This window comes from Cellulophaga geojensis KL-A, assembly GCF_000568425.1.
In the GTDB taxonomy this organism is placed as follows: domain Bacteria; phylum Bacteroidota; class Bacteroidia; order Flavobacteriales; family Flavobacteriaceae; genus Cellulophaga; species Cellulophaga lytica.
The window spans coordinates 72,557-98,266 of the sequence record NZ_ARZX01000016.1 but is presented as its reverse complement, the minus strand read 5'-3'; the positions used below and the strand labels follow the sequence as shown (position 1 = coordinate 98,266).

Genomic DNA, 25,710 nt, shown 5'->3' with positions numbered 1-25,710 from the left:
TAATAATCCATAACAAAAACATCATCTATTAACGAACCTATATCGTTAATAAGTGCTAAATGTTCTTTATGAACTAAATACACCTCTAGTGCTTTTTCATCTTTAAAAGTAAGCATAAAGCTATGGGTAAACCCTTTACTTTTTCCTTCTTTACTATTGTTAATTCCCCATTCAAAATCTATAATCTCAGGAATTTTATTTTTTAACGCTACAAAATTCTCTACTGCCCTATTTACCTCTTTTGGTGTAGCTGCATCTTTATATTTTAAATTTACAACATGTCTAAGTTTTTTGCCATTTTTTGGCTTAAAATTGACTTTATACGCAAACATCTTTTTTACTTTTGGATCTACAGAACCAGATAAAAAAAAGAAATTCTCTTTAATTTTTATTGATGTTAAACCGTAATAAATAGGGTAGTTAGTATCTAACACGCCAGAAGGTTTTAATACGCCATTTGCGTTTAACTTACATAATTGTATACTGTTATCATCACGTGTACCTATTGCTACTAATGCTTCAGAATCATCAATTTTTAATATTTCAATACGTGTTTGTCCTGCTAATTTTGTGGCAGCATTATTAACTAAAATAGAATGAGGAATAAGCTCTCCTGCCTCATTAACTTTAAAAACGCTTACACCATCACCGTGAAAAATAAAATCTTTCTTCTTTATAAAATTACCTCTTTTATAATATTTATGATGTCTATGCCCTACAACAATATAATGGTTACCTCCTAAAGTAACTCCGTTTACAGGATATGTACCTGTTAAGTAACGGTTGGTGGTATTGTCTGCAATGTTATTTATATTTTTAAAATTACCATTGTTAAAAACCTCAAAACTACTAATACCATTGTCTTGAAAACCACCTGTAATAAGATACGTTTTGCCATTTATTTTATGAGAATACATACCAATTATACCGTCTGTATGCATAAGATCGTCATCTGCAAGCGATTGTATATGACTAAGTTTTCCGTTCTTATGTATTTTAAAACAACTTAAACCAGGTGTGCTCTCTAACCCACCAACAAAAAGGTAAAAATTATTTTTTATATGAATAACCTTAAGGGTAATAACTGTGCCTAAATATGTTTCTGGCGTATCGTTTAAAACAAATGCCCTTTGTAAACTTCCATTATCCTCTATGCTATAAACTTCTACACTGTTGCCTCCTTTATTGCCAACAAACAAATAATCTGTTCCTTTAATATTATGGGCTACCAAACCTCTTGCTGGTCCTTTTTTATTCTGCAACTCATAAGCACCAACTGGCATTAATTCTCCGGTAGCGTTTAATTTAAATACATTTATAAATGCACCATCTCCCCCAGAAAACACGTAATTAACTCCGTTTTTCTTATAAGTAGTAGCTGTTACTGTGTTGTACTTAGTTGTTTTGTAATCTGTTTGTTCTAAAATGGTAAGGTTACCTTTTGTAAGTTGAGCGTAACCAAGCAGGCAATTACAACTTACAATAACAAAAAATATACTTTTAATCCAATTCATTTTATTTTGTTTTTTTCTCTGTTAATATAGATTTTGCTCCGTAAGTCGCTATTTTATGATCCTCTTCTATTGTACCACCACTTACTCCTATGGCTCCTATTATTTTTCCTTTATTGTTTTTGATAGGAACTCCTCCTGGAAAACTGACTAACCCATTATTAGAGAGTTCTATATTGTAAATAATACCACCTGGTTGGGTAAGTTTACCTAAATCTCCCGTAGCGATATTAAAATAACGAGAGGTTTTTGCCTTTTTTATAGCTACATCTATACTACCTAAAAAAGAATCGTCCATACGTATAAAGGCTTTTAAATTTGCTCCTGCATCTACCACTGCAATATTTACCAAAACTCCCATAGTCTCTGCTTTCTCTTTTGCTGCCAAAACAGCACTTAAAGCATCTTTATCTGTAACATCTGTTGTGTTTTGCGCCACTAAAAAAGGTGAGGTAAAAATTAGGAGTGCAAATAAAAGTCTACTGTGTTTTAAAGTTTTTTCTTTTGGTTTAGAGGCAATTTTATGGTTATAAAAATTCATCATTATTGGTTATTACAGTTACAATAAATGCAAATCTCCATAATGAAAATGAAAAAAAAGTTGAACAAGTTCAACTTTAAAAAAATTATTTTTCGCTTTTTTTAATTTTACTCAAAAACTCGTGTCTAATACCAAGGTAACCTGCTATTTGTTTATCTGTTAATTTTAAAGAAATATCTGGATATGTATTTATAAAATACAAATACCTTTCTTTAGCTGTTAGGGAATGGTTGCGTATTAACCTTCTTTGCCATGATACAATTGCTTTTTGAAACATTATTTTGAAAAGCTTTTCTACAATTGGGAGTGAGTTGCATAATGTCTGCTTGTCTTCTCTACTAATTAACAACACCTTACTATCTTCTAAAGCTTGTATATTTAATTCTGATGGAGACTGATTCATAAAACTATCTATATCCATCAACCACCAGTCTTTTGCTGCAAAATACAAGGTATTATCATTACCATTTTTATCTAATGAAAACACTCTAAAGCAACCTTGTACTACAAAACCTTCAAACTTACAAATGCTACCTTGAGTTAATAAAAACTCTTTTTTCTTTATTTCTTTAGTTGTAAAATAAGAACATATTTGTTCTAACTCTTTACTAGAAAGGTCTAAGTTTTGTTTTAAATTATCTTTTAATAATTGGTATGGCATCTTTCAAAAAAAATAGTTTTAATGCTTTTTTTATTCACAGCTAATTAAAGGTACTAATTTAAAGTAGCTAAATACTCTTCTGCATTAGTTAGGTGTGTATTTTGTTTCTCCTCATCCATTTTATCGTACATACGCACTAACATTCCTAATCTAGGATTAGACAAGAAAAAATCTCTGTGTGTATGCATAAATCTCCAAAAGAGTCCGTCCCATATATTTTGCCACTCTCCTTTTTTATAGTTACTCATTTTTACTACATAATTACTGCCACTTATATAGGGTTTGGTTGCCATTAATCCGCCATCTGCAAACTGACTCATACCATACACATTGGGTACCATAACCCAGTCATAAGAATCTATAAACAGTTCCATAAACCACTGGTAAACCTCATCTGGATTAAACTCGCACAACAACATAAAATTACTTAACACCATTAAACGTTCTATATGGTGGCAATAGCCTGTTTGTAGTAGTTTTTTAATAGTTTGGTCTATGGGTGGTATACCTGTTGTTCCGTTATAAAAAGATGCCGGTATTTTACGTGTAAACTTCCAATAGTTGGTAGTGCGCTCTTCTGCACCTCTTGTGATATACATACCTCTAATAAATTCTCGCCAACCTATAATTTGCCGTACAAAACCTTCTGTAGAGTTTATGGGTACATTATTAGTCTTGGCATAATCTAGTGCTTTGTCTATAATCTCTTTTGGTGTAATTAACCCCACATTTAACATAGGTGTTAATACACTGTGGTTAAGTATAGAGTTTTCTGCTACAATGGCATCTTCATACACACCAAACTCCATAAATCGTTGGTCAAAAAATTGTTGCAACCAATCTTCTGTTGCCTTAAAACTAGTTGGGTAAAGAGATTGCTCTGTTAGTTTTCCTAAGTTATCTGCAAAATTTTTATTTACATACTCTTTTGCTTCTTTATAATACTCATCTACATCTGGAAACTGAATTGATGGAGGCGTTTTTTTAGCTGGGTATTTTTTACGATTCTCGGCATCATACGTCCATTTATCACCTTCTGGCTCTCCGTTTTCATCAATAAGAATATCTAATTTTTTACGCTGCTCTTTGTAAAAAGTAGTTTGATGGTATTTTTTTTTGTCTGCTGTAAAAAACGATTCTAAACCATCTTCTGTATTTATAAATAAAGGCGATGTATGTACTGTGGTTTTTATTCCTGCTTTTTCAGCACTTTCTTCAATTCGTTTTTTTAACCAATTATCTGTTGGGTCTATATAATTTATATGCTCAACATTATTGTTTTGTAATTCTTGTATAAATACTCTTATATCAGATTTTTTTTTAATTGATTCTATATATGTTACATCACATTTATGCTTCTCAATTAAAAAATCTTTATACCTCATCATTGTTGCTCTATGAAAAGCAATTTTTTGTTTATGAAAAGAGTACTGTTTAAAAAATAAATATTCTTCTATTAAATAAATGGTTTCATCTTTACCTAATATGGGTGATTTTTTAAATAATTGATGCGGAAAAACAATACTTATACTTTTCATTTATTTCTTTTACAACGTTGACTACAATACTTAACCTCTTCCCAATTTTTCTCCCACTTTTTACGCCAAGTAAATGGACGTTCACAAACAATACATATTTTTTGTGGTAGGTGCTGTTTTTTCATTTTTATTATTTTTTCTTCCCAATTAGTAGTTTTACAACCCAATTAGGTAATGTAGCATTACACAACTATTTTTTTTATTAATTTTTTACACGAAAACAAACTTTAAGCATTTGGTATAAGTCTGGATGTTTTTTCTTCATTAGTTTGGGCTTTTCAAAAAAATATTCTGCAGCTACTGCTAAAAACTCAGCTTCATTGGTTCCTCCATAATTTCTAATATCAGACTTATTATCATTAATGGCTTCCATTTCTTTATGTATAATTTTTAACCAAGGTATAACATTAGGTTCTTGTATTAATCGTTCTGGCACACCATCAATAACACCATCTTGTTTGTCTATTAAATGTACAAACTCATGAATACCTGTGTTATGAACATGTGCTTTTTTTTGAAATCCTTGATGAAGTGCTTTTCTAGATAAAAGCATTTGATTTTTAAATTGCCCACTACCCACCATACCTGCAATATTTCTGTTTTTATCTTTTTGTGCAAAACCCAAATCTTTATTAAAATGGTCTGGGTAAACCAATACTGTACTCAAGTTTTTGTAATACCACTCATTAAAATTAAAAACAGGAATTACAGCACTAGATGCAATTAAAACCCTATCTACATCTTCTAATTTAAAACCTACACTTTCCACATTAACCTCACTTAAAAACAGCATTATACGTGCTTGAAAACGTTGTTGTTCTGCTACAGATAAGTTTTTATAAAACCGAACGTGTTTTAATAAAATAGTATGCCAATTGGCAGGAAAAGCTTGTGCCTTTTTCTTTCTGGTTAACATAAAACCATAAATAATAAAGGCTACTAACAGTAAAAATCCAATAGTATATATCATATTTATAAATTAGGTAAAAGTGCTCTATTAAACATACAGCTCTTTTTTACATTTTTTCCAAAAAGCAAAGAAAGAAGGGTAATAACCGGTAACTGTAAACATCCAATCTCTTGCATCTTGCTCTCCCTTATAGTGTGTTGCTGTTGGATGCTCTTTAAAGTAAATATTCTTGAGCTTATAAGTTGCGACTAAGTCTGCAAACTCCCCAACATAAATTTGTACATTACCTATATTATCTTCTGCTAATTTTAGCATAAAATCTATACTCTTTTTAGATACCGGATACTTTTTAAAGTGAGAAGGCTCTAATAACAAAACTCTATTTACAACTTCTTCTTTTCTCCAATTAGGATCTAGATTGTAAAAATTATAAATACAAGTTGGTAATTCTTCATTTAACTCTATTTGTAAAGGTTTAGGAAGTGCAATTGTTAAATCTATATCTATATTTTTTTCTAGCTCTTCAGGTATTTTTAAGGTCTCAAAAGCACTGTAAGGAATATCTAAAAAAGTATTATTCTGTTCTGTAAAACAGTACTTATTAATATTTTCTTGATTGGCATAATATTTTTTATTGGAATTTGAACCTGCCACCCATTGCCAACTTAAAGCGTTACTTGCCCAATCTGCATCTAACAAGTAATAGTACATCCATTTTGCAGGTAACAACCAATGGCTTTGCCCTATATTACACGCCAAAGATGCTGCATACATACGCAAATGGTTGTGCATATAGCCTGTTTGTTCTAATTTTCTTATTGCGTTATCTACAGCTATTATTCCTGTATTTGCCTCTACAATTGATTTTGGTATTTGTATATTAGATACAGGTGTTTGTGTGTGTTTTAAATCTGCATTAATTTCATCTCCTTTTGCTATCCAAACCTGCTGCCAATAATCTCTCCAAGCTAATTCCTGTATAAATTTTTCAATTTCTAAAGGTTTATGTCCTTGAGATAAAACTTCTTTTAATATATATTTAGTAGAAATTACACCTCTAGAAATATAGGGCGATAAATAGGTTACTGCTCCGTTAATATAATTTCTTGTAGAAGCATATTCAATAGGATTTATTTGATTTACTCGCTTGTAAATTTCATCAATAGTGGTTGAAAAAAAGGCAGATTCATCTTCAAATAACTTCATACTGCGCTGTTATTGTACTTTCTCCCAGATTAGCTCTGCGTTTAAATAAAAACTACCTATAAAATTAAAATTACATTCATTAGGCTTTATAATAGATAAGAAGGTTTCATTATTCTCTCTCTTGTATAAATGATAGGTCTGGCCTACAATAGGTTCAAAAGTAAACTTAGCATCAAAAATTAGTTTGTTATACTCGTATTGCTCTAGCATAGCATCATACTCAGCTTTAAGCTCTAAATACCTTGCCTCTAACTTGTGGTTTACTTTATTTATACTCCTATTTTTCCAGGCTATATTATCTGTAGTGGTAATAACTGGTGCACCAACAGATGTTGCATATGGCTTAAGTGCAGCATCATACTTTTGGTTTTCTACATTAAAAACTACATTATCAGGTTTTTTACTCTCCTTCATTTATAATAACTTGTTTATCAATAACTAAAAAAGAATTAAAAAAAGAAATCCTCTTTTACTTTATAAAGATAAGCATTGTATCATAATTAACAGAACTAAAAGTGAACGGGCGTTCTTACAAAACTGACAGTTCTACACTCTTGTAATTAGATTTTGGAGCATCACAAACCGAGCATTTATAATTTTCTGGCAAGTCTGTAAAAGCGGTATTAGGGGAGATTCCAAAAGTAGTATCTCCGTACTCTTCATCATAAACGGTAAAACAAGAAACACATTGGTGTACCGCTTTTACTAATTGCTCTGCCTTGTTACTATCCTCTACGGCAACAACATCTGTACGTCCTAATTGTTTAAAGTATTTTTTACTAAGTTCCATTAGCAAACCTGGCAGTTCTATTTTATCTACATCTAATGCATAAGCTTTATAAATATGTGTATTTGGGTCAAAATTTTTAAAGTGTAATACATTATACGTTGGCCTAATTACAAAATCTTTAGCTATTGTTGGTGTTGTATTTTTTTCTATAATTACAGATGCAAAATGCGATCTTTTACCAGATTCATTACTTAAGCCAAAGGTTAAACCGTAGGTGCTAATATCATTTTGGTTTAAACTTAATACCAAAAAGTTTTTTAAGTCTAAAGCCTCTATATCATCAACCGGTAAATGCCAATTCATTTCTAATTGAGAATGCCTAATATTTATACCTCTTTGCCCTAAAAAGCGTTCTAAACTTGGCCTACTTTGCTTTTTAATACCCTTTACAATAAGAGATTTCCAAGGAGTTATGCATATTTTACCAATACCATTGTCTAAACAAAAACCACAAAATTCTTTTAAAAAATTAAGGTCATATTTATTATTTCTCCAATACAAACCAAGCCAATATTGGTCTAGTCCCATACGGTTCATCCCCTCATAATACGGAAAAGTAAGGTAAGGCACTTCTAAGTCTTTCTCTATGGTTTTATTATTGGTGTCTAGTTTTTTACTAAGTACAAAAAATAATTCTTCAACACTTTCTACATCTTCATAAATATCTTCTATGGCTTTAGATATAATATTAATATCCCAACTATACACTAATACTGGGTAATAGTCTCCTTTTTCCCACTGTGGCAATTTTATATTTAAATACCAATAATCTTCGCTCTCTGATGCTATAAAATTTAAATTACCACTAAAAATAGGCACTAGACGCTGCTTTGGGTCTGTTATATTTATTTTTAATTTAGGCAGGTAATTAAATCGTTCTAAAATATATAAAAAGGTAGATCCTTTTAACCAAAAGGTCATATCAAAAATATCTGCACATACGTAAGACGACACTATATTTTGGTAAGCTCTTGTACCAATGATATCTGTATTATATTCAGAAATACGCTCTAACTGTTCTTCTTTGGTGTTTTCTAACGGAAACAACAAATCTTGCCTAGAACCAAAATAAACTTCTTTAAGGCCAGCTGCCTCTAACATTGTTATACTATCTTTTAATTCTCCTGGAGAAGTAACGCCACCTTTAATTAAAATTCTATGTAAATCATCATTCATAATAAAACTATTAATTTGCTAGTAAAAGCTGACTATTAAGTATTTCTTTAATTTCTGGCTTGCAGCTACCACAACCTAAACCTGCTCCTGTTTGTGAACACAGCTTGGCAAAATCTGTACAGCCGTCTTTAATTGCATCTGTAACATTACCTTTACCAACTTGACTACATGAACAAACTAATTTACCTTTTAAAGGTACAGAGTTAGAGGCACCTCTTAGCAGCTCATTTCGTTTTTCCGATAGTTCTATTTCCTCTTCAATTAAACGTTTAAATTCTGCAAATTCATTTTTATCTCCCATTAAAATGGCTCCTTTTAATGTATCATCTTTAACAATACATTTTTTATAAAAGCGCTTGCTTACATCCATTAAAATAATTTCTTCATAACTGTTATCACCTGCAGGAGAGTTTACCATACCAATGCTACATAAATCTAAGTTTTCAAACTTTAAAATATTCATTAAAACTGAGCCATTATAAATACTACTGTAATCTCCTAAAATATAATTTGCAGCAATATCTGCCTGTTGTTCTGCGGCAGATGTAATACCAAAAAGTGAGTTGTTAAATTCTGCAATTTCACCCAATGCAAAAATTGATGGATTACTGGTTTGCATATAAGAATTTACCACAACACCACGTCTAGTTTTTAGCCTTGTTTGTTTAGCCAACTCTATATTTGGCCTTGTACCAATAGCATAAACTATAGCGTTACATTTAATAGTTTTTCCTGTTTTTAGGTTTACCAAAATACTATGACTAGTTGTTTTTTCATCAAAAACAGTACTAACTTCATTATCAAAATATAAATTTATATCTCTTTCTAAAACATCTTGCGCTAATAACCTACTTGCAACATTATCTAATTGACGCTCCATTAACCTTGGAGCTCTTTGTATAATACTAATATTTACATTAATTTTTTTTAAAGCAGCTGCCAACTCCAAACCTAAAAGTCCGCCTCCTACTATAACCACGTGTTGTGCATTATTAGGCAAGCCTGTTTCATGCAAGTACTTTTTTAACTTATCTGCATCTCCACGTTCTCTCATAGTAAACCTACCTGGCAGGTTAATTGGCACATCACTAGGTACAAAAGCTCTACTACCAGTTGCCATTATTAGTAAATTGTAATTGTGGGTTACTCCATTAGCATCTGTAACTTGTTTTTTGTCATCGTTTATTTTAGAAACTCCAACTCCAGCATGTAGTTTAATATTTAATTTTTTTAGTTCTCCTTTTTTAAGTTTTTCTAAAGATTGCCATGAGAGCTCATTACTAACATACTCTGGCAATAATACTCTGTTATAAAAAGGATCTTTCTCTTTAGAAAAAACATGCAGTTCATCTACCGTATTTTTTTCTCTATAAGTTTGTATAAATCTATATGCTGCAGCACCCGCGCCAACAATTATAACTTTTTGTTTGGGTTTTACGTATTTTTCTACTTGTACGGCACAGTACTTAAAGTCGGGCTCTTTAGATACTGGGTCTACAATATCATTAGTTAAATTATTTGCCCTTCCAAAATCGTTATTTAATATTTTCCCCCAATGCATTGGTAAAAAAACCACCTGTTCTCTAATATCAAAATTAATAGTTACTTTAACCTGTACTTTACCTCTTTTACTTTTTACTACGGCAATATCTCCTTCTTTTAATTTTCTTAAAAAGGCATCTACCATATTCATTTCTAAATAAGGCATAGGTATGTGCGTAAGCAAACGTTTTACTTTACCCGTTTTTGTTCTGGTATGCCATTGGTCTCTTACTCTACCTGTGTTTAAAATTAATGGATAATCTACACTTGTTTCCTCAGACTGGTTATAGGTTTCTGATGGCGCATTAAAATGTGCTTTGCCATCTTGGGTATTAAAAGCAAAATTAGTAAACAGGCGCGGTGTTCCTAGATGGTTTTTATCTGGTACTGGCCACTGAAAACTTCCTTCGGTTTTTAGCCTATTGTATGATAAACCAGAAACATCTATACTTGTGCCTTTAGTAAGTAAACAGTACTCATCATACACCTCACTAGCATTGTTATAATTGAAGCCAGAGTATCCCATTTCTTGAGCAAAACGCCATAATATTTCTGCGTCTGGCAATGCTTCGCCTGGTGCATTAATAACTTTTGGCAAGTAACTAATTCGTCTTTCAGAATTTGTCATTGTGCCTTCTTTCTCTAACCAACCAGCAGCTGGCAAAAGTAAATCTGCAAATTTTGTGGTCTCAGAATTATGAGAAACATCTTGTACTACAACAAATTTTGCCTTTTTTAGTGCTTGCTCAATTTTAGTTGCGTTAGGCATACTTACCACAGGGTTTGTACAAATAATCCAAATAGCTTTTAAATCACCATTATCTAAAGCATTAAACATTTCTGTTGCGGTGTAGCCTGGTTTTGCTTGTACTTGTTTACCTCCCCAAAAATCCGATACTTCTTTTCTGTGTTCAGGATTATTTAAATCTTTGTGTACTGCCAACAAATTTGCCATACCACCAACCTCACGACCACCCATTGCATTTGGTTGCCCTGTTAAAGAAAACGGACCAGAACCTGGCTTACCAATTTGACCTGTAAGTAGTGATATGTTTAGCAATGCTACATTTTTAGAAACTCCAATTACACTTTGGTTAAGCCCCATTGTCCACATACTAATAAAGCCTTTTGCATTACCAATATATAGTGCTGCTTTTTTTATATCTTCTGCTTTTATACCACATTTTTTAGCAGCAGCATTTAACGTTAATTGAAAAGCACTTGCTTTGCATTCTTCAAAATTTATGGTATGTTTTTTTATAAAACTCTTGTCTATTTTCTTTTTCTCTATAAGCACACGCGCAATAGCATTAAAGAGAATAACATCTGTACCGGGTAAAATTTGTAAGTGCAAATCTGCAGAGGCACAAGTCTGTGTTTTTCTTGGGTCTACTACTATTATTTTTACATTAGGGTTTTCTTCTTTATGCTTCTCTAAACGTCTAAATAATATTGGGTGACACCAGGCAGGGTTTGCACCAGCAATTAAAAAACAATCTGCCAACTCTATATCTGCATATGCAATTGGTACAGAGTCCTCGCCCACTGTTTTTTTATAACCAACAACAGCAGAACTCATACATAAACGTGAGTTGGTATCTATATTATTACTACCAATAAACCCTTTTATTAATTTATTAGCCAAATAGTATTCTTCTGTTAAGCACTGACCAGACACATAAAAACCTACACTATCTGGCCCGTGCTTATCTATAATACTTTTAAAAACTGCTGCTCCTCTTTTAAAAGCATCATCCCAAGAAACTCTTTGTAAAGGGTGGTTTTTACTCCAACGCATTTCTGGATACAAAATACGATCTGTGGTGTCTTGAGCTACGTAGTTTAAATTTTTACCCTTAGAACACAACATACCTTTGTTTACCGGATAGTTTTTATTACCCGATACAGTTAGTACGTTTTTAGCATCTTTTTCTACAATTATTCCGCAACCTACACCGCAATAACAGCAAATAGTTTTATGTGTTGTATTTTTTTGCATAGTTCTAAATAACAGATGTGTAAACATCTTTTTAAACTATGGAAAGATACAGAATTACGTATAAATACGTAGTAACGATATGATAATAATAAGGGGATGAAATTGTTTAATTTACAAATAAACCCCTTAAAAATAGTAGGTTAACTATTGTTGCAGCTTGTTATACGCTGTTGGTAGTTTTAAACTAAATTATACTGTTGTGCTTTTTTAGATAAATCTATAAGGTTTTTAACTTCCATTTTACGCATTAAATTAAACCTATGCGTTTCTACAGTACGTTTACTATTTTGTAGTTTTTCTGAAATTTGTTTGTTAGTTAAACCTGTTAAAACCAATTCTAACACCTGTAATTCTTTACTTGTAAGATCAAAAGGATTACTATTATTTTTAGAAGTTTTTACTGTTTCTGATGCTGTTTTATTATGAAGTAAATTATTAACCAATACATTAGATATGTCTCCGCTAAAATACTTACCTCCTTGTTGCACAGTGTGTATTGCTTTTATAAACTCTACTTTACCTGTATCTTTTAATAAGTAACCGTTTGCACCTGCATCTACAGATTTAAGAATATATTCTTCTGAATCATGCATAGACAAAATAATGGTTTTAGTTGTAGATCCTTTTTTATTTAAAAACTCAACAGCATCTATACCATTCATTACTGGCATTCTAATATCTATAATTAAAAGGTCTGGTTTTTTTTCTTCAACAATATCAATGGCTTCTTTACCGTTAGACACCTCTGCTACTACAACCAAATCTTTTTCTTCTTCTAGTAAAGAACGTATTCCGTCTCTTACTAAAGAATGATCATCTGCCAATACAATACTTATAGTGCTACTCATTCATCAAAATATTTTTACAAATATAATTTAAAAATACGTAGTGACATACGTAATATACTTAGGCAATACTATAAAAAAAGTCGCCACATAATACTGTAGCGACTAGTGAACAGTTATTTAATTGATGATTATTTTGTTGTATTTAAAAATTTTGGTTTGATGGTTAACATTGCCCATGCCCAATTTTGACCTCCAGCAGAAGCATCTTTAGTTGTTTCTTTTAGCTCATACATACCATCATTTGCAAACATTTGAGAATACCCTATAGCCAAACCATACCCTTTAAACTTTTTTGAAAAAACTAGGTCTACCTCTGTACCTAAAGATTTGTCACCACTAGCTAACTCTTGTTCTGCACTAAAATTTAACGCTTTTACCATAAGGCTAGAGGTATCATTTAGTTTAAAATTAGCGCTAATGTGTACATCTAGTAAACCTACAGAATTAGCGTGGTTGCCTACATAAAAATAATCCATAAAGCCATTAAATTTATGATTGGTTCCGTAAAGTGGAAAAAAGGCGCCTGTTTCACCAGCATCTGCATCATTACCACTAATAAGCTCTAAGCCCGCACCTAAAGTAATTTTATCTGATGCTTTTAAGCTAAAATCTAAACTTGCCAAATAAGCTCCTTTTACATCTACTTCTCCTTGTCTTTTACCTGTTTGTAAAAATAGATTACTACTAACACCTAGTTTTCCTTTTTTGTATGCTAAATGTGTACCAAGTGTTAACAAACTACTTGTACCATCTGGTGTTGTTTCATCATCCTCATACTCCTGAAAACCATTATTTAAAAGTAAAAAGCTACCAGAAAAAGCGTCCCATTTTTGCTTTAGATACAAATATTGCATTGTTTTATAAGAGAAAAAACCTGTAGTGCTGTACGCTGTACCAACAGATGAAAAGCCCGATAAGTTTGCCTTATCTTGATTAAATGCCAAACCTACATCCAATAAAAATTTGTCTTTTTTATATTTTAACAATGCTGCATCATGGTTACGTGCTTGCTGTGCCCAACCTACAGAACCCAATATTCTTTGATCGTCATAATCTATTGTTTGCCTTCCTATTTTTGTAGAGAAACCTTCTCCTAAATTTAGCTCTCCCCAAGCTTCAAAAACTGCAAAAGAATTATTAGCATCCGCAGGTAAAAGTTGCCTGTTTTCTCCCCATGTCATTACATCTTGCAGGCTTACATACACCTTGTAAGATTGGTCTGCATAACCAAAATTTATACGTGCTCTAGTAGATATGCCAAAACCAGCATCTGTATCTTCAGAAATTATGTTTCCGTAGCCATGGCGGTACTCTGTTCTTGGCCTAAACTCGCCATCTATTGTAAACTGTGCTGATAAGTATTGCGTTATAAATAAAAAGAGTGCTATTGTTATATATTGATTTTTTTTCATAATCTATTTTTTTGGTGGTGTTATAGTGTTCTTAATTAATTTTAGTGTTCTAAAAAATCTATTAAATGCTTTCTGCAAGCGTAGTAATCCTTATGATCTAAAACAGATTTTCTTGTTCTAGGTCTTTCAAAATCTACAGTTAATACGTCCCCAATTTTTGCCCTTGGGCCACTTGTCATCATAACTACTCTGTCTGCTAAAAAAATAGCTTCATCTACATCATGAGTAATCATTACTGCTGTAATTTTCTCTTTGTTCCATATTTCTATTAAAATATCCTGAAGCTCTCCTCTTGTTAACGAATCTAACATTCCAAAAGGCTCATCTAACAACAATACCTTGGGTTTAATAGCAAAGGCTCTTGCAATACCAACTCTTTGTTGCATACCTTGCGATAGCTCTGTTGCTTTTTTATTAAAAGCCCCATCTAAACCAACCTTATGTAAATAATATTTGGCAATATCTACACGTTGTTTTTTAGGTATATGAGGAAAAACTTGATTTACCCCTAAAAGAACATTTTGTAAGGCTGTCATCCAAGGCATTAAACTTGGCGACTGAAAAATTACTCCTCTATCTGGACCTGGTCCTTTTACAGGATTACCCAAAACAGATATGTTTCCGCCAGAAATAGGATTTAAACCAGCTATCATAGAGAGCATTGTTGTTTTTCCACAACCAGAGTGACCTATAATTGTAACAAACTCCTCTTTCATTATTTGTAAATTTAGGTTCTCAAGAACCACATAATCTCCCTTTGGTGTTGGGTAAACCTTTTTTAAATTAATAAGGTCTAACATAACTTTTGATGGATAGAAAATTCCGTTTTCAAAGTTTGTATTATCTGTTTTTGATATGGTAGAATTCATTTTTCTATAGTTTTAAAATTGACCAACAAAGCTTTTTGGTGTTACATCTGGCAATACATACTCTGTGTTAGAAACGGACTTTCTGTTTTCTCCTATAGCCATTAAATAGGCTATAATTTTATTTCTTGTTTCTATATAATTTATATTATCATTTAATTTGGTTTTGTCCCTTGGACGTTCAATATCAATAGTAAATTCTGGGCCCAATGTAGCTTTAGGTCCTGGTTTTAAAGGAATAATCCTATCTGCCATATAAATTCCCTCATCCACGTCATTTGTAATTAGCAATGCGGTTCTTTTATCTTTACTCCAAATGTTTAATATTTCATCTTGTAAATTACCTCTGGTTAATGCATCTAAAGCTCCTAAAGGCTCATCCATAATTATCATCTCTGGTTTCATAGCCAATGCCCTAGCTACAGAAACTCTCTGTCTCATTCCGCCAGACAATTCTTTTGGCCTTTTATCAATTGCATGAGATAAGCCTACCATTTTTATAAAACTAACAACCCTTTCCCTAATCTCTGTTTTACTTTCCTTTGGAAAAGCCTCCTTAACAGCCATTGCAACATTCTGATATACTGTTAACCAAGGTAGTAGTGAGTAATTTTGAAAAATAACACCACGTTTGTGACTTGTACCAACTACAGGTTCTCCCTTAAAAAGCACCTCTCCACTGGTTGGTTTTATTAAGCCATTAATTAAATTTACTAGTGTAGTTTTTCCACTTCCAGTAAAACCTACAATGGCAACAAATTCTCCTTCTTCAATTTTTAAATTGATGTTAGAAAGTACCTCTGTACTATTGTTACCCTGCCCATATGTTTTACATACATTCTTTAACTCTAAATATGCCATAGTGCTTGTTTTTATAAATTAAATGCCCTCGTTTTTATTAAAAGACACCATTTGTTGTATGGTTAACATTAACCTATCTAACAAAAAGCCTATAATCCCAATAACAAACATTGCCACTATAATTTTGGCATTAGAATCGTTTGCTCCATTCTGAAATTCTTCCCAAACAAACAATCCTAAACCTGGACTTTGAGCCAGTAACTCTATGGCAATAAGAACCATCCAAGCAACAGAAAGTGTAATTCTAAGCCCCGTAAATATTAATGGTAAAGAAGAAGGTAAAATAACTTTAAATACTTTTTGAAAAGTTCCTAACTTTAAAACTTTAGCAACATTTATATAATCTTTATCTACAGAAGAAACACCCATTGCTGTGTTTACTAAAGTTGCCCACATTGCACACAAACCAACACTAACAAAAGAAATTACAAATGCATTATCTGAGCTGGCTCCTATGTATAATGTTTTTACAATCATAAAAACTAACAAGTACCATACTACTGGAGACACAGGTTTAAATATCTGAATAAACCAATTAAATGCACTTCTAAGAGACGGACTTAATCCTATAATAACACCTATAGGAACTGCTATAATAAGCGCAAGCAAAAAACCTGCAAAAACCGTTTTTATACTAGTTAAAACAATGTCTATAAAAGATGCTCTTCCTGTGTAAACAATTGCCTTTTTTCCTTGTGCAATTAACTTTGTATTAGTTGCTTCCATTTTTAAATTAAAAGCCTCTTTTTTAGCCTGTATTAATTGATGATCTGCAATTAAAGACATAAACGATGCCCAAACCTGTGTTGGTGATGGTAGTGTATTTGGCTGACACCTACTTTCGCCAGAAGCTATACAAGCCTTTTCTGCATCTGCAGCAGCTTGGCCTTGTTCTACCAATGCTTTTTCTATTCTGTATGCGGCCTCTTTATTATACAACGCCTTAGAACCAAGATGCCACAACCCTAAAAATAAAAGGATAGAAACAATGGTTATAGCTGTTTTTTTTAGTGATTTTGATACCGCCTCTTTTTCAAATTTAGATTTAACAATTGAAGCTATTTGCTTAAAAAAAGCAAAACCAGAGTGCTGTTTCTTTAATGTAATTTCTTGTTTCATCGTATATTCTTTTTGGGTTGTAGTGGTAGTTAATCTTTATTACCTATTGAAAAACTGTTTATATAACCAATAGGATCTTTTGCATCATAAAGAGTACCATCTATAAAATCTGTTGTTGCTGGCTTATAACCATCTGTATCTGGTATATCTTGTTTTGGTATTTTGCCTTCGGCAACCAATAAGTCTGCAGCTTTTCTCCAAACATCTGGGCGGTAAATTTCTTTTATAGTTTCCTTGTACCAAGCGGCAGGTTTTGCTTCTGAAATTTGCCCCCATCTTCTCATTTGTGTTAAAAACCAAATTCCGTCAGAATAAAAAGGGTAAGTAGCATTGTATTTGTAAAACACATTAAAATCTGGCATAGAACGTTTGTCTCCTTTTTCAAACTCAAAAGTACCCGTCATAGAATTTGCTAAAACTTCTTCTGGCGCTCCTACATACTGTGACATAGACAATATTTTAACGGCCTCTTTTCTGTTGTTAGGATTATCTAACCACTTACCAGCTCTTATTAAAGCTTTTGTAACCGCTACTGCTGTGTTTGGGTTTTCATCTACAAACTTTTTTGTCATTACAAATACTTTCTCAGGGTTATTTTTCCAGATATCATAATTTGTAACAACTGGTACACCTATACCTTTAAAAACTGCTTGCTGGTTCCATGGTTCACCTACACAATAGCCATATATTGTGCCCGACTCTAGTGTTGCTGGCATTTGTGGTGGTGGCGTTACAGATAATAAAACTTCTGCATCAATTTGTCCTTGCACATTGTCTGCTGTGTACATCCCTGGGTGTATGCCTGCTGCTGCTAACCAATATCTTATTTCATAATTGTGGGTAGATACCGGAAAAACCATTCCCATTTTAAATGGTTTTCCGCTGTTTTTATACTCAGCTACTACTGGTTTTAAAGCATCTGCCTTTATTGGATGTATTGTTTTTCCGTTATCATCTAAAGGCACATTTGGTTTCATTTTTGCCCAAACATCATTAGATACTGTTATTCCGTTTCCATTTAAATCCATTGAAAACGGAGTAACTAATTTTGCACGTCTACCAAACCCTACTCCTGCTGCTATTGGTTGTCCTGCTAGCATATGAGAACCATCTAACTGGCCATCTATAACGCGGTCTAAAACATTTTTCCAATTAGACTGTGCCTCAACAGAAACAAAAAGCCCTTCTTCTTCAAAAAAACCTTTTTCCTTTGCTATAGCTAAAGGAGCCATATCTGTTAACTTTATAAAGCCAAAAGTTAATTGTGGTTTTTCAATTTCAAATGCTGACCCTGTTAGTTCTTCTGTTGTAGTAGTACTTGCTTTTTTATCTTTTTCACCACAGGCCGATAGAAAAGCTAGAGCTATTAAATAAAGAAGTACATTGTTTACTGTATTTTTCATAGTTAATTATTTAGTGTGTTCTACGTATTAATACTTAATAAAACAAAAGTATACGTATACTTTGTAAAATTTTATGAAATTACACAGAACAAAACATCCTTTTACACCATTAAAAAACCTGTCTTAAAACATAAAAAAAGCATAATCAACTATTAACAAGCACTTTATAAAAAAACAAAAGCCACGTATAAATACGCAGCTTTTGTTTTTTGTGAATTTTAAATTTATTTATAAATCTAAATAATAATTATGTTCAGATATTTCTTTTTTAAGTAAGGTTATGTTAGTTATTCCTATTTTTTTTCCTTTAGTAAAAATTAAACTTTCCTTTTTTAGGGCAGAAAAAACTCTTATTACTTGTTCTTCTGTAGTACCTGCATAATCTGCATATTCCCTTCTACTTAGTTGCAAGTTTAAAAAACCATTATAGTCTTTAAATTTTCTATGTATGTAAAGTAACGAATCTACCACACGCTCTCTAACCGTCATTTGTGAAATGGTTTTTAATTTTGCTTCACTCCTATTTAGTTCGTTTGCATAAAATAGCATCATATCATAGGTAAAAGTTGCATTACTTTTAAGTTTTTGCTGTAAACTATTCTTAGAATAATAGCATAAAACAGTATCTTCTAGTGCTATAGCTCCTATAGAATAATACTCTTCGGTTCCAAAACCACGGTGACCTATTATTTCTCCTTCTTTAGCAAATCTTACAATTTGCTCTTTTCCATTTATTCCTGTTCTATAAACTTTTACTTTGCCTTTTAGTATAAAAAAGAGACCGTTTACTGGCGCTCCTTCTATTATAAACTGCTGTCCTTTTTTACAACTAATCTCAGTTTTTAATGAAGAAAAAAAATCATCTTGTTCTGTTAAAACACTTCTTTTTACCAAACACTCTGTATTAACACAGTTTTTACAAGAAGTAGCTAAAAATGTATACTTGCCAGACATAATATTTGGTTTAAATTTTTAAATAAAATATGAAAACTACTTTTTAAATTGACTTTACTTATAAGCCAGACTGAAGTACTCGTTGCAATTCTTCTTCAAAAAAGGAGGGGTGTTCTGCAACAACATCACCAATAACTATAACACCAGGAAGCGCAGTATTAATATCCTTTTTAACTGTTTTATAATTTAATAAAGTACCTGTTATACAGGTTTCTTTATCTAAAGTTCCGTTTTGAATTATAGCAAAAGGTGTTGTTTTATTTCTTTGTTTTGCAACTTCTTGCACAATTTCTTCAAACTTACGTATACCCATTAATATTACTAATGTTGCAGAAGATTTTGCTGCTAAAGTTAAATCTCCAGAAAAAGAACCATCTTTTTTTGTAGCTGTCATTACCCAAAAACTACTACTAATTCCTCTGCGTGTAACAGGTATACCTTGACTAGCTGGTACAGAAATAGCACTGCTTACACCTGGCACAACAGTTACAGGTATACCAAAAGACTCTACATACTCTATTTCTTCACTAGCCCTACCAAACACAAAAGGATCTCCGCCTTTTAAACGTACAACGTGTCCGTATGCATACGCATTTTTAACAATCAACTTATTAATATCATTTTGAGTAAAAGAATGTTCTCCACATCGTTTCCCTACGTATATTTTTGGTATTTCTATATCTATTTCATTTAGTAATTCTTTACTTACCAGTGCATCATACAAAACTACAGATGCCTGCTGCAAGACCTTAAACCCTCTACGTGTAATAAGGTCTACACTACCGGGACCTGCACCTACTAAACTAACTTTTGGAGTACTTGCTAACATCATAATATATAATTATTAAAGTCAAAAATTATTAATAACACAACAAAACTACGTATTTATTTTGATAAAAACAGATAAAATATACGTAATAATACGTATGTTTGCTAAGTAATCTGATAAACTCCTACGTATGAAAACCGTAATTGTAATAGGAAATGGAATGGTTGGTTATAAATTTTGCGAAAAGTTTGTAGCCCAAAAAGAATATAGAAATTTTAAGCTATTAGTTTTTGGTGATGAACCAAGACCTGCTTATGACCGCGTACATTTAAGTGAGTTTTTTGAAAACCAAAATGCAAAAGCGTTAGAAATGGCCTCTGAAGATTGGTATACAAAAAACGGAATTGAACTAATGATAAATGAGCGTGTTGCAGACATTAACAGAGATAACAAAACAATTACAACAGCTAACAATCGTAATTTTTCTTATGATTATCTAGTACTAGCAACTGGTTCTTCTGCTTTTGTACCTCCAATAAAAGGGGTAGAAAAAGAAGGTGTTTTTGTATACCGTACTATTGAAGATTTAGAAAGTATGTTGGCCTATGCAGCTAAATTAAAATCTACTAAACCTAAAGCAAAAGCTGCGGTTTTAGGAGGCGGACTATTAGGTCTTGAAGCTGGTAAAGCCGTAATGGATATGGGCTTAGAACCTCATATAGTTGAGTTTGCACCAAAACTAATGCCAAGACAATTAGATAGTAGAAGCAGCCAAGTATTACAATTAAAATTAGAATCTATTGGTTTACATATACACCTTAGCAAAGCTACCAACCAAATACTAGGAGATAAATTTATTACCGGAATGGAGTTTGGAGAAGATGATATTTTAGGTGTAGATATGCTTATAATATCTGCTGGTATTAGACCAAGAGACGAGTTAGGAAAAGCTTGTGGGTTAGAAATTGGTGTACGTGGCGGCATTGTAGTTAACAACAAAATGCAAACCTCTGATGAATATATTTATGCTATTGGAGAAATTGCTCTTTACAACCAAATGATATATGGTTTGGTAGCTCCTGGATATGAAATGGCATCTGTTGCCGTTGACCAAATTATAGGCAATGCAAACAACATTATGTCTGAAAGTATAGATATGTCTACCAAATTAAAATTAATTGGTGTAGATGTGGCAAGCTTTGGAAACCCTTTTATGCCAGCAACTAAAGGACATTCTGTAATATTTGAAAACAAAACACAACATTTATACAAAAGAATTAATGTAAGTCTTGATGGTAAAAAATTACTTGGCGGAATATTAGTTGGCGATGCTACTGATTATAGTATGCTACATCAAATATATTTAAATGGTATGCCTATTCCATCAGATCCATCACAGTTAATACTACCTGCTGGTGATGGTGCAGCTTCTTTTGGTAGCGTTATAGATTTACCAGATGCTGCTGTTGTTTGTTCTTGTGAAGCCGTAACTAAAGCACAAGTTCGTTGTGCTGTAAAAGATAATGGTAAAGAGACAGTAAAAGATATTGCAAAGACAACCAAAGCAACTACTGGCTGTGGTGGCTGTAAACCAATGGTAACAGATTTAATAAACGAAACTTTAAAATCTTTAGGCAAGGTTGTAAAAGAACGTATTTGCGAACATTTTGATTACTCTAGACAAGAGTTATATGATATTGTAAAAATGAAAAACATTAAAGATTATGATGAGCTACTAGATACCCACGGAAAAGGCAATGGTTGCGAAGTTTGTAAGCCTTTAGCTGCATCATTATTTGCAAGTATTTATAATGAAACCGCTAATAGACAAGACACCATACAAGACTCTAATGACAGGTATTTAGCTAACATTCAGCGTAACGGAACCTACTCTGTTGTGCCACGTGTTGCTGGCGGAGAAATATCTCCAAAACAAATGATTGCGATGGGCAGAATTGCTCAAAAATATGATTTATACACCAAAATTACAGGCGGACAACGTATAGATATGTTTGGAGCAAAACTACATGAACTTCCACTTATTTGGGAAGAATTAATTGCTGAAGGTTTTGAAACCGGACAAGCCTACGGAAAATCTTTACGTACCGTAAAAAGCTGTGTTGGATCTACTTGGTGCAGATATGGTATGGATGAAAGTGTAAGTTTTGCCATTGAAATAGAAAACAGATACAAAGGCATACGTTCTCCTCATAAATTTAAAGGTGGCGTATCTGGCTGTATTAGGGAATGTGCAGAAGCTCGTGGAAAAGATTTTGGTTTTATTGCTGTTGAAGGCGGCTGGAATATTTATATCTGCGGTAACGGTGGCGCTACTCCTAAGCACGCTGTTTTATTGGCAGAAAAAGTAGATAAAGAAACTGCTATTAAATATGTAGACAGGTTTTTAATGTACTACATACAAACAGCACAGCCACTAATGCGTACTGCCGCCTGGTTAGAGAAGTTAGAAGGTGGTATAGACTATGTTAAAGATGTAGTAATTAATGATTGCCTAGGCATTGTAGACCAGTTAGACAAGGATATGCAACATTTGGTAGAAACTTACAAATGCGAATGGAAAGAAGCCATAGAAACCCCTGAAATAAGAGCCAAATACACACATTTTGTAAACTCTACAGAAGAGGATGAAAACATTGAATTTGTAGCACTAAGAGACCAAAAAATGCCAACTCCTTGGGTGTAACCATAAAAACAGAACTAAAATATATAACGATGATAACATCAATTTTAAAAGAGTATTCGCCTACTGCATTAGACGATGTAACTACGTGGTTTAAAGCTGCAGAAATAACTAAATTTCCAAAAAACGGTGGGGCCTGTGTAAAATATAAAAACAAACAAATTGCTGTTTTTAATTTTACACGAGAAAACAAATGGTATGCTTGCCAAAACTTATGTCCGCATAAAATGGAAATGGTACTTTCTCGCGGAATGATTGGCGAAGATATGGGCACACCTAAAGTGGCTTGTCCCCTGCATAAAAATACGTTTTCGTTAGAAACCGGAGAAAATTTAAATGGCACCTTAGATGCTATTGCAACATATCCTGTAAAAATTGAAGATGGTTTTGTGTATATTGGGTTTTCTGAATAGCTTTGAAACAAACCTTACCACATATGGCAACAGTAAATAAACTAAAACAAGCTTTTGATCTTTTTGATAAAGCAAACGAACAAGACCCTAATAAAGAAACATACCAAGGTAAAACGTATGCTAAAGAGGTTTTGTATGCTATGCGTATGACAAAAAAATTAAACTCTTTTGCTCCTAATGCTTCAGAAACACTAAAATTAACTGCACGTTGCCAGCATATATGCCGATGGGAAATACCTAGAGATTCTTATGAAATGAACAGAACAGGGTATTTGAAATGGAGACAAGACCTAAAAAAATATCACGCTAAAAAAGCAAGTGAAATTTTAACCGCTGTTGGATACGACCAAAATATCATTGAAAAAGTTGCTTTTTTACTTGAAAAAAAACAATTAAAAAAAAATGAAGAAACACAGACACTAGAAGATGTTATCTGCTTAGTGTTTTTAGAGTATTATTTTGAACCTTTTGCTAAAAAATACTCAGAAGAAAAACTTATTGATATTTTACAAAAAACGTGGCGTAAAATGTCTAAAGAAGGTCAAGATGCTGCTTTAAAATTACCACTATCTAAATCGTCTTTAGAACTTGTAGGTAAGGCATTATCTTAATTACTTTTCCTTTTACAAGACCAATTTATGAGTTATAATAAACTTGAGAAATCTTTAGACAACACCACCTTTTTAAGAATTAGAAAGTGGTACTTATTGGCTTTGTTAGCCATTGCTTTTTCTATAGTATTTTCTCAGGTATTAATACAAATGCATTTGAACTCACAACTAAACGACTCTAGAGTAATAAATGTTGCTGGTAGACAACGTGCTTACAGTCAAAAATTAGTAAAAGACATTTTATTACTAGACAGAACCAATTTAAAAAAAGAAAAAAATCTGGTTTTAAAAAACACAAAAAATACTTTAGACGTTTGGCGTATTTCTCACAAGGCATTACAATTTGGTAATGATTCTATGGGCATACCCAAAGAAGATAATAAAGATATATTAGCATTACTACAAAAAATTACACCACACCACAATGCTATGATTAATGCTGCAGAACGCATTATTACACTTAAAACTAACGCTACAGCAGAAGACACTTTAAGCTTAAGGAAAAACATAGATATCATTTTAAAAAATGAGAAAATATTTTTAGAAGCAATGGATGCTATTGTAAACAAATATGATAGTATTAGTAAAACTCAACTTGAAAAATTAAAGCAAAAAGAGCACATACTTGTTGCTTTCTCATTAGTAATTCTTCTATTAGAAATTCTATTTATTTTTAGACCCTTATCTATACAGATTAGAAACACAATAACGAAACTATTAAAAAGTAAAATTGAATCTGAAGAAAACACTTTAAAAATAGAGCAGTTATATCAAGAAAAAGAGCGCTCTTTACAAGAGTTGCAAGAGTTGAATTTTGTTATAGATAATGCTGCCCTGTTTGCGAGTATTAAAAATAACGAAAGTGTTGTTTTTATTAGTAAAAAATTTCAAGAACTATTGGGCTGTAACACTCAGGATTTAGCCAAGCCATTGTCTGAAATACTCACAACAAATGAAGGCCAACAACAATATCTAAAAGAAGTTTTTAAAAGCAATAGAAAAAATATTAGAAACGAGGAGATAAAAATAAAAACAAAAAAAGAGGAAGATATTTGGTTAGATATGTCCATAATTCCTCTTCATAAATCTTCAAAACAACAAAGCATTTTAATTTTATGTTCTGATATTACAGAGCGTATAGAAAACCAGCAAAAACTAGAACTGCTAACCAAACAAAGTTTTGAAGACAAAATACTACAAAGAAAACTACAAGCTAGCCTAATTGTAGAAGGCCAAGAAGAAGAGCGCAAACGTATTGCAAAAGACATACATGATGGTATTGGACAAATGTTAACTGCGCTAAAATTTAACATAGAATCTATTAACCTTGAGAACACAGATAAAACAGAAGAAAAAATAGCGTACTTAAAATCGTTATGCACAGACTTAATAAAAGGTGTGCGTACAGCTACTTTTAACCTTACACCGCCAGAACTTAAAGACCACGGCATACTACCTGCATTGCAAAAAATGACCGTAGAACTGTCTAAACTCACCGGAAAAAACATACTTTTTGAGAACAAAACAGAAAAAAACATTAGGTTTAGTTCCTTAGCAGAAACTAATATTTATAGGGTTGCACAAGAAGCAATAAACAATGCTATTAAATATGCTGATGCTAATTATATTTTACTAAGTATAAACTACAACCAAAATACATTAAGTGTTTTAATTGATGATGATGGTAAAGGGTTTGATAATTCTATTTTAAAAAAAACACCTCAAAATAATAGTGAAGGTGGTATGGGATTATTTTATATGAAAGAACGTATAAACTATATAAATGGCAGGCTATTTATTAACTCTACACCTGGTAAAGGAACAAGGGTAACTATAAATTACAAACCAGAAAAAACTACTAAGCAACAACCGTAAAACC

General features: G+C 32.3%; 22 protein-coding genes. 4 read left to right on the top strand and 18 right to left on the bottom strand.

What is annotated here, in order from left to right; all coding sequences use genetic code 11:
• The 18 genes from KLA_RS12325 to cobA all read right to left on the bottom strand — a co-directional run.
• On the bottom strand, positions 1-1,514 hold a 1,514-nt coding region (locus KLA_RS12325), incomplete at its 3' end, for a Dabb family protein (RefSeq protein ID WP_034646228.1).
• 1 nt (position 1,515) lies between these two features.
• Positions 1,516-2,055 carry a GlcG/HbpS family heme-binding protein gene (locus KLA_RS12320; RefSeq protein WP_034646227.1) on the bottom strand — a complete coding sequence of 180 codons (540 nt, stop codon included), beginning with the start codon at positions 2,053-2,055 and terminating at the stop codon, positions 1,516-1,518.
• Positions 2,056-2,137: 82 nt separating this feature from the next.
• Complete coding sequence (locus KLA_RS12315) at positions 2,138-2,713, bottom strand: Crp/Fnr family transcriptional regulator (protein WP_013620304.1); 576 nt, start codon at positions 2,711-2,713, stop codon at positions 2,138-2,140.
• A gap of 53 nt (positions 2,714-2,766) precedes the next feature.
• A complete protein-coding gene (locus KLA_RS12310) occupies positions 2,767-4,251 on the bottom strand; it encodes a cryptochrome/photolyase family protein (RefSeq protein ID WP_034646225.1) in 1,485 nt (494 codons plus the stop codon).
• Complete coding sequence (locus KLA_RS17845) at positions 4,248-4,376, bottom strand: DUF2256 domain-containing protein (protein ID WP_013620306.1); 129 nt, start codon at positions 4,374-4,376, stop codon at positions 4,248-4,250. Before KLA_RS17845 ends, KLA_RS12310 begins: the two co-directional genes overlap by 4 nt.
• Positions 4,377-4,453: 77 nt before the next feature.
• Positions 4,454-5,221: a zinc-dependent peptidase gene (locus tag KLA_RS12305; protein ID WP_034646223.1), complete on the bottom strand. Its 768-nt coding sequence runs from the start codon at positions 5,219-5,221 to the stop codon at positions 4,454-4,456.
• 27 nt (positions 5,222-5,248) lie between these two features.
• Positions 5,249-6,367 (bottom strand): FAD-binding domain-containing protein, encoded by a 1,119-nt coding sequence (locus KLA_RS12300; RefSeq protein WP_034646221.1) that lies wholly within the window; start codon positions 6,365-6,367, stop codon positions 5,249-5,251.
• 9 nt (positions 6,368-6,376) lie between these two features.
• A complete protein-coding gene (locus tag KLA_RS12295; protein ID WP_013620309.1) occupies positions 6,377-6,781 on the bottom strand; it encodes a DUF2452 domain-containing protein in 405 nt (134 codons plus the stop codon).
• Positions 6,782-6,896: 115 nt separating this feature from the next.
• Positions 6,897-8,333 (bottom strand): rubredoxin, encoded by a 1,437-nt coding sequence (locus tag KLA_RS12290; RefSeq protein ID WP_013620310.1) that lies wholly within the window; start codon positions 8,331-8,333, stop codon positions 6,897-6,899.
• 10 nt (positions 8,334-8,343) lie between these two features.
• Entirely contained in the window at positions 8,344-11,874 is a 3,531-nt protein-coding gene (locus KLA_RS12285) for a nitrate reductase (protein WP_034646219.1), read from the bottom strand.
• 179 nt (positions 11,875-12,053) lie between these two features.
• Positions 12,054-12,722 (bottom strand): response regulator transcription factor, encoded by a 669-nt coding sequence (locus KLA_RS12280; protein WP_034646217.1) that lies wholly within the window; start codon positions 12,720-12,722, stop codon positions 12,054-12,056.
• A 128-nt stretch (positions 12,723-12,850) separates the two neighbouring features.
• Positions 12,851-14,134 carry an alginate export family protein gene (locus tag KLA_RS12275; RefSeq protein ID WP_034646215.1) on the bottom strand — a complete coding sequence of 428 codons (1,284 nt, stop codon included), beginning with the start codon at positions 14,132-14,134 and terminating at the stop codon, positions 12,851-12,853.
• A 41-nt stretch (positions 14,135-14,175) separates the two neighbouring features.
• Positions 14,176-15,003 (bottom strand): ABC transporter ATP-binding protein, encoded by an 828-nt coding sequence (locus tag KLA_RS12270; protein ID WP_034646213.1) that lies wholly within the window; start codon positions 15,001-15,003, stop codon positions 14,176-14,178.
• Positions 15,004-15,015: 12 nt separating this feature from the next.
• Entirely contained in the window at positions 15,016-15,861 is an 846-nt protein-coding gene (locus KLA_RS12265) for an ABC transporter ATP-binding protein (protein WP_034646211.1), read from the bottom strand.
• A gap of 18 nt (positions 15,862-15,879) precedes the next feature.
• On the bottom strand, positions 15,880-16,980 hold the full coding sequence (locus tag KLA_RS12260) for an ABC transporter permease (protein ID WP_013620316.1): 1,101 nt from the start codon (positions 16,978-16,980) through the stop codon (positions 15,880-15,882).
• Positions 16,981-17,009: 29 nt separating this feature from the next.
• Complete coding sequence (locus KLA_RS12255; RefSeq protein ID WP_034646209.1) at positions 17,010-18,383, bottom strand: CmpA/NrtA family ABC transporter substrate-binding protein; 1,374 nt, start codon at positions 18,381-18,383, stop codon at positions 17,010-17,012.
• A gap of 228 nt (positions 18,384-18,611) precedes the next feature.
• Positions 18,612-19,337, bottom strand: coding sequence for a Crp/Fnr family transcriptional regulator (locus KLA_RS12250; protein WP_013620318.1), 726 nt, complete (start codon positions 19,335-19,337; stop codon positions 18,612-18,614).
• Between the two features lie 58 nt (positions 19,338-19,395).
• Positions 19,396-20,166 (bottom strand): uroporphyrinogen-III C-methyltransferase, encoded by a 771-nt coding sequence (cobA, locus tag KLA_RS12245; RefSeq protein ID WP_013620319.1) that lies wholly within the window; start codon positions 20,164-20,166, stop codon positions 19,396-19,398.
• A 130-nt stretch (positions 20,167-20,296) separates the two neighbouring features.
• Between cobA and nirB the strand changes: the two genes are divergently transcribed.
• The 4 genes from nirB to KLA_RS12225 are packed head-to-tail and all read left to right on the top strand — an operon-like array spanning position 20,297 to position 25,706.
• On the top strand, positions 20,297-22,810 hold the full coding sequence (nirB, locus tag KLA_RS12240) for a nitrite reductase large subunit NirB (protein ID WP_034646204.1): 2,514 nt from the start codon (positions 20,297-20,299) through the stop codon (positions 22,808-22,810).
• A gap of 29 nt (positions 22,811-22,839) precedes the next feature.
• Positions 22,840-23,220 (top strand): nitrite reductase small subunit NirD, encoded by a 381-nt coding sequence (nirD, locus tag KLA_RS12235; protein ID WP_174258348.1) that lies wholly within the window; start codon positions 22,840-22,842, stop codon positions 23,218-23,220.
• 23 nt (positions 23,221-23,243) lie between these two features.
• Positions 23,244-23,831 carry a DUF4202 domain-containing protein gene (locus tag KLA_RS12230; protein ID WP_034646202.1) on the top strand — a complete coding sequence of 196 codons (588 nt, stop codon included), beginning with the start codon at positions 23,244-23,246 and terminating at the stop codon, positions 23,829-23,831.
• 27 nt (positions 23,832-23,858) lie between these two features.
• Positions 23,859-25,706 (top strand): ATP-binding protein, encoded by a 1,848-nt coding sequence (locus KLA_RS12225; protein WP_034646200.1) that lies wholly within the window; start codon positions 23,859-23,861, stop codon positions 25,704-25,706.
• Positions 25,707-25,710 lie beyond the last annotated feature (4 nt).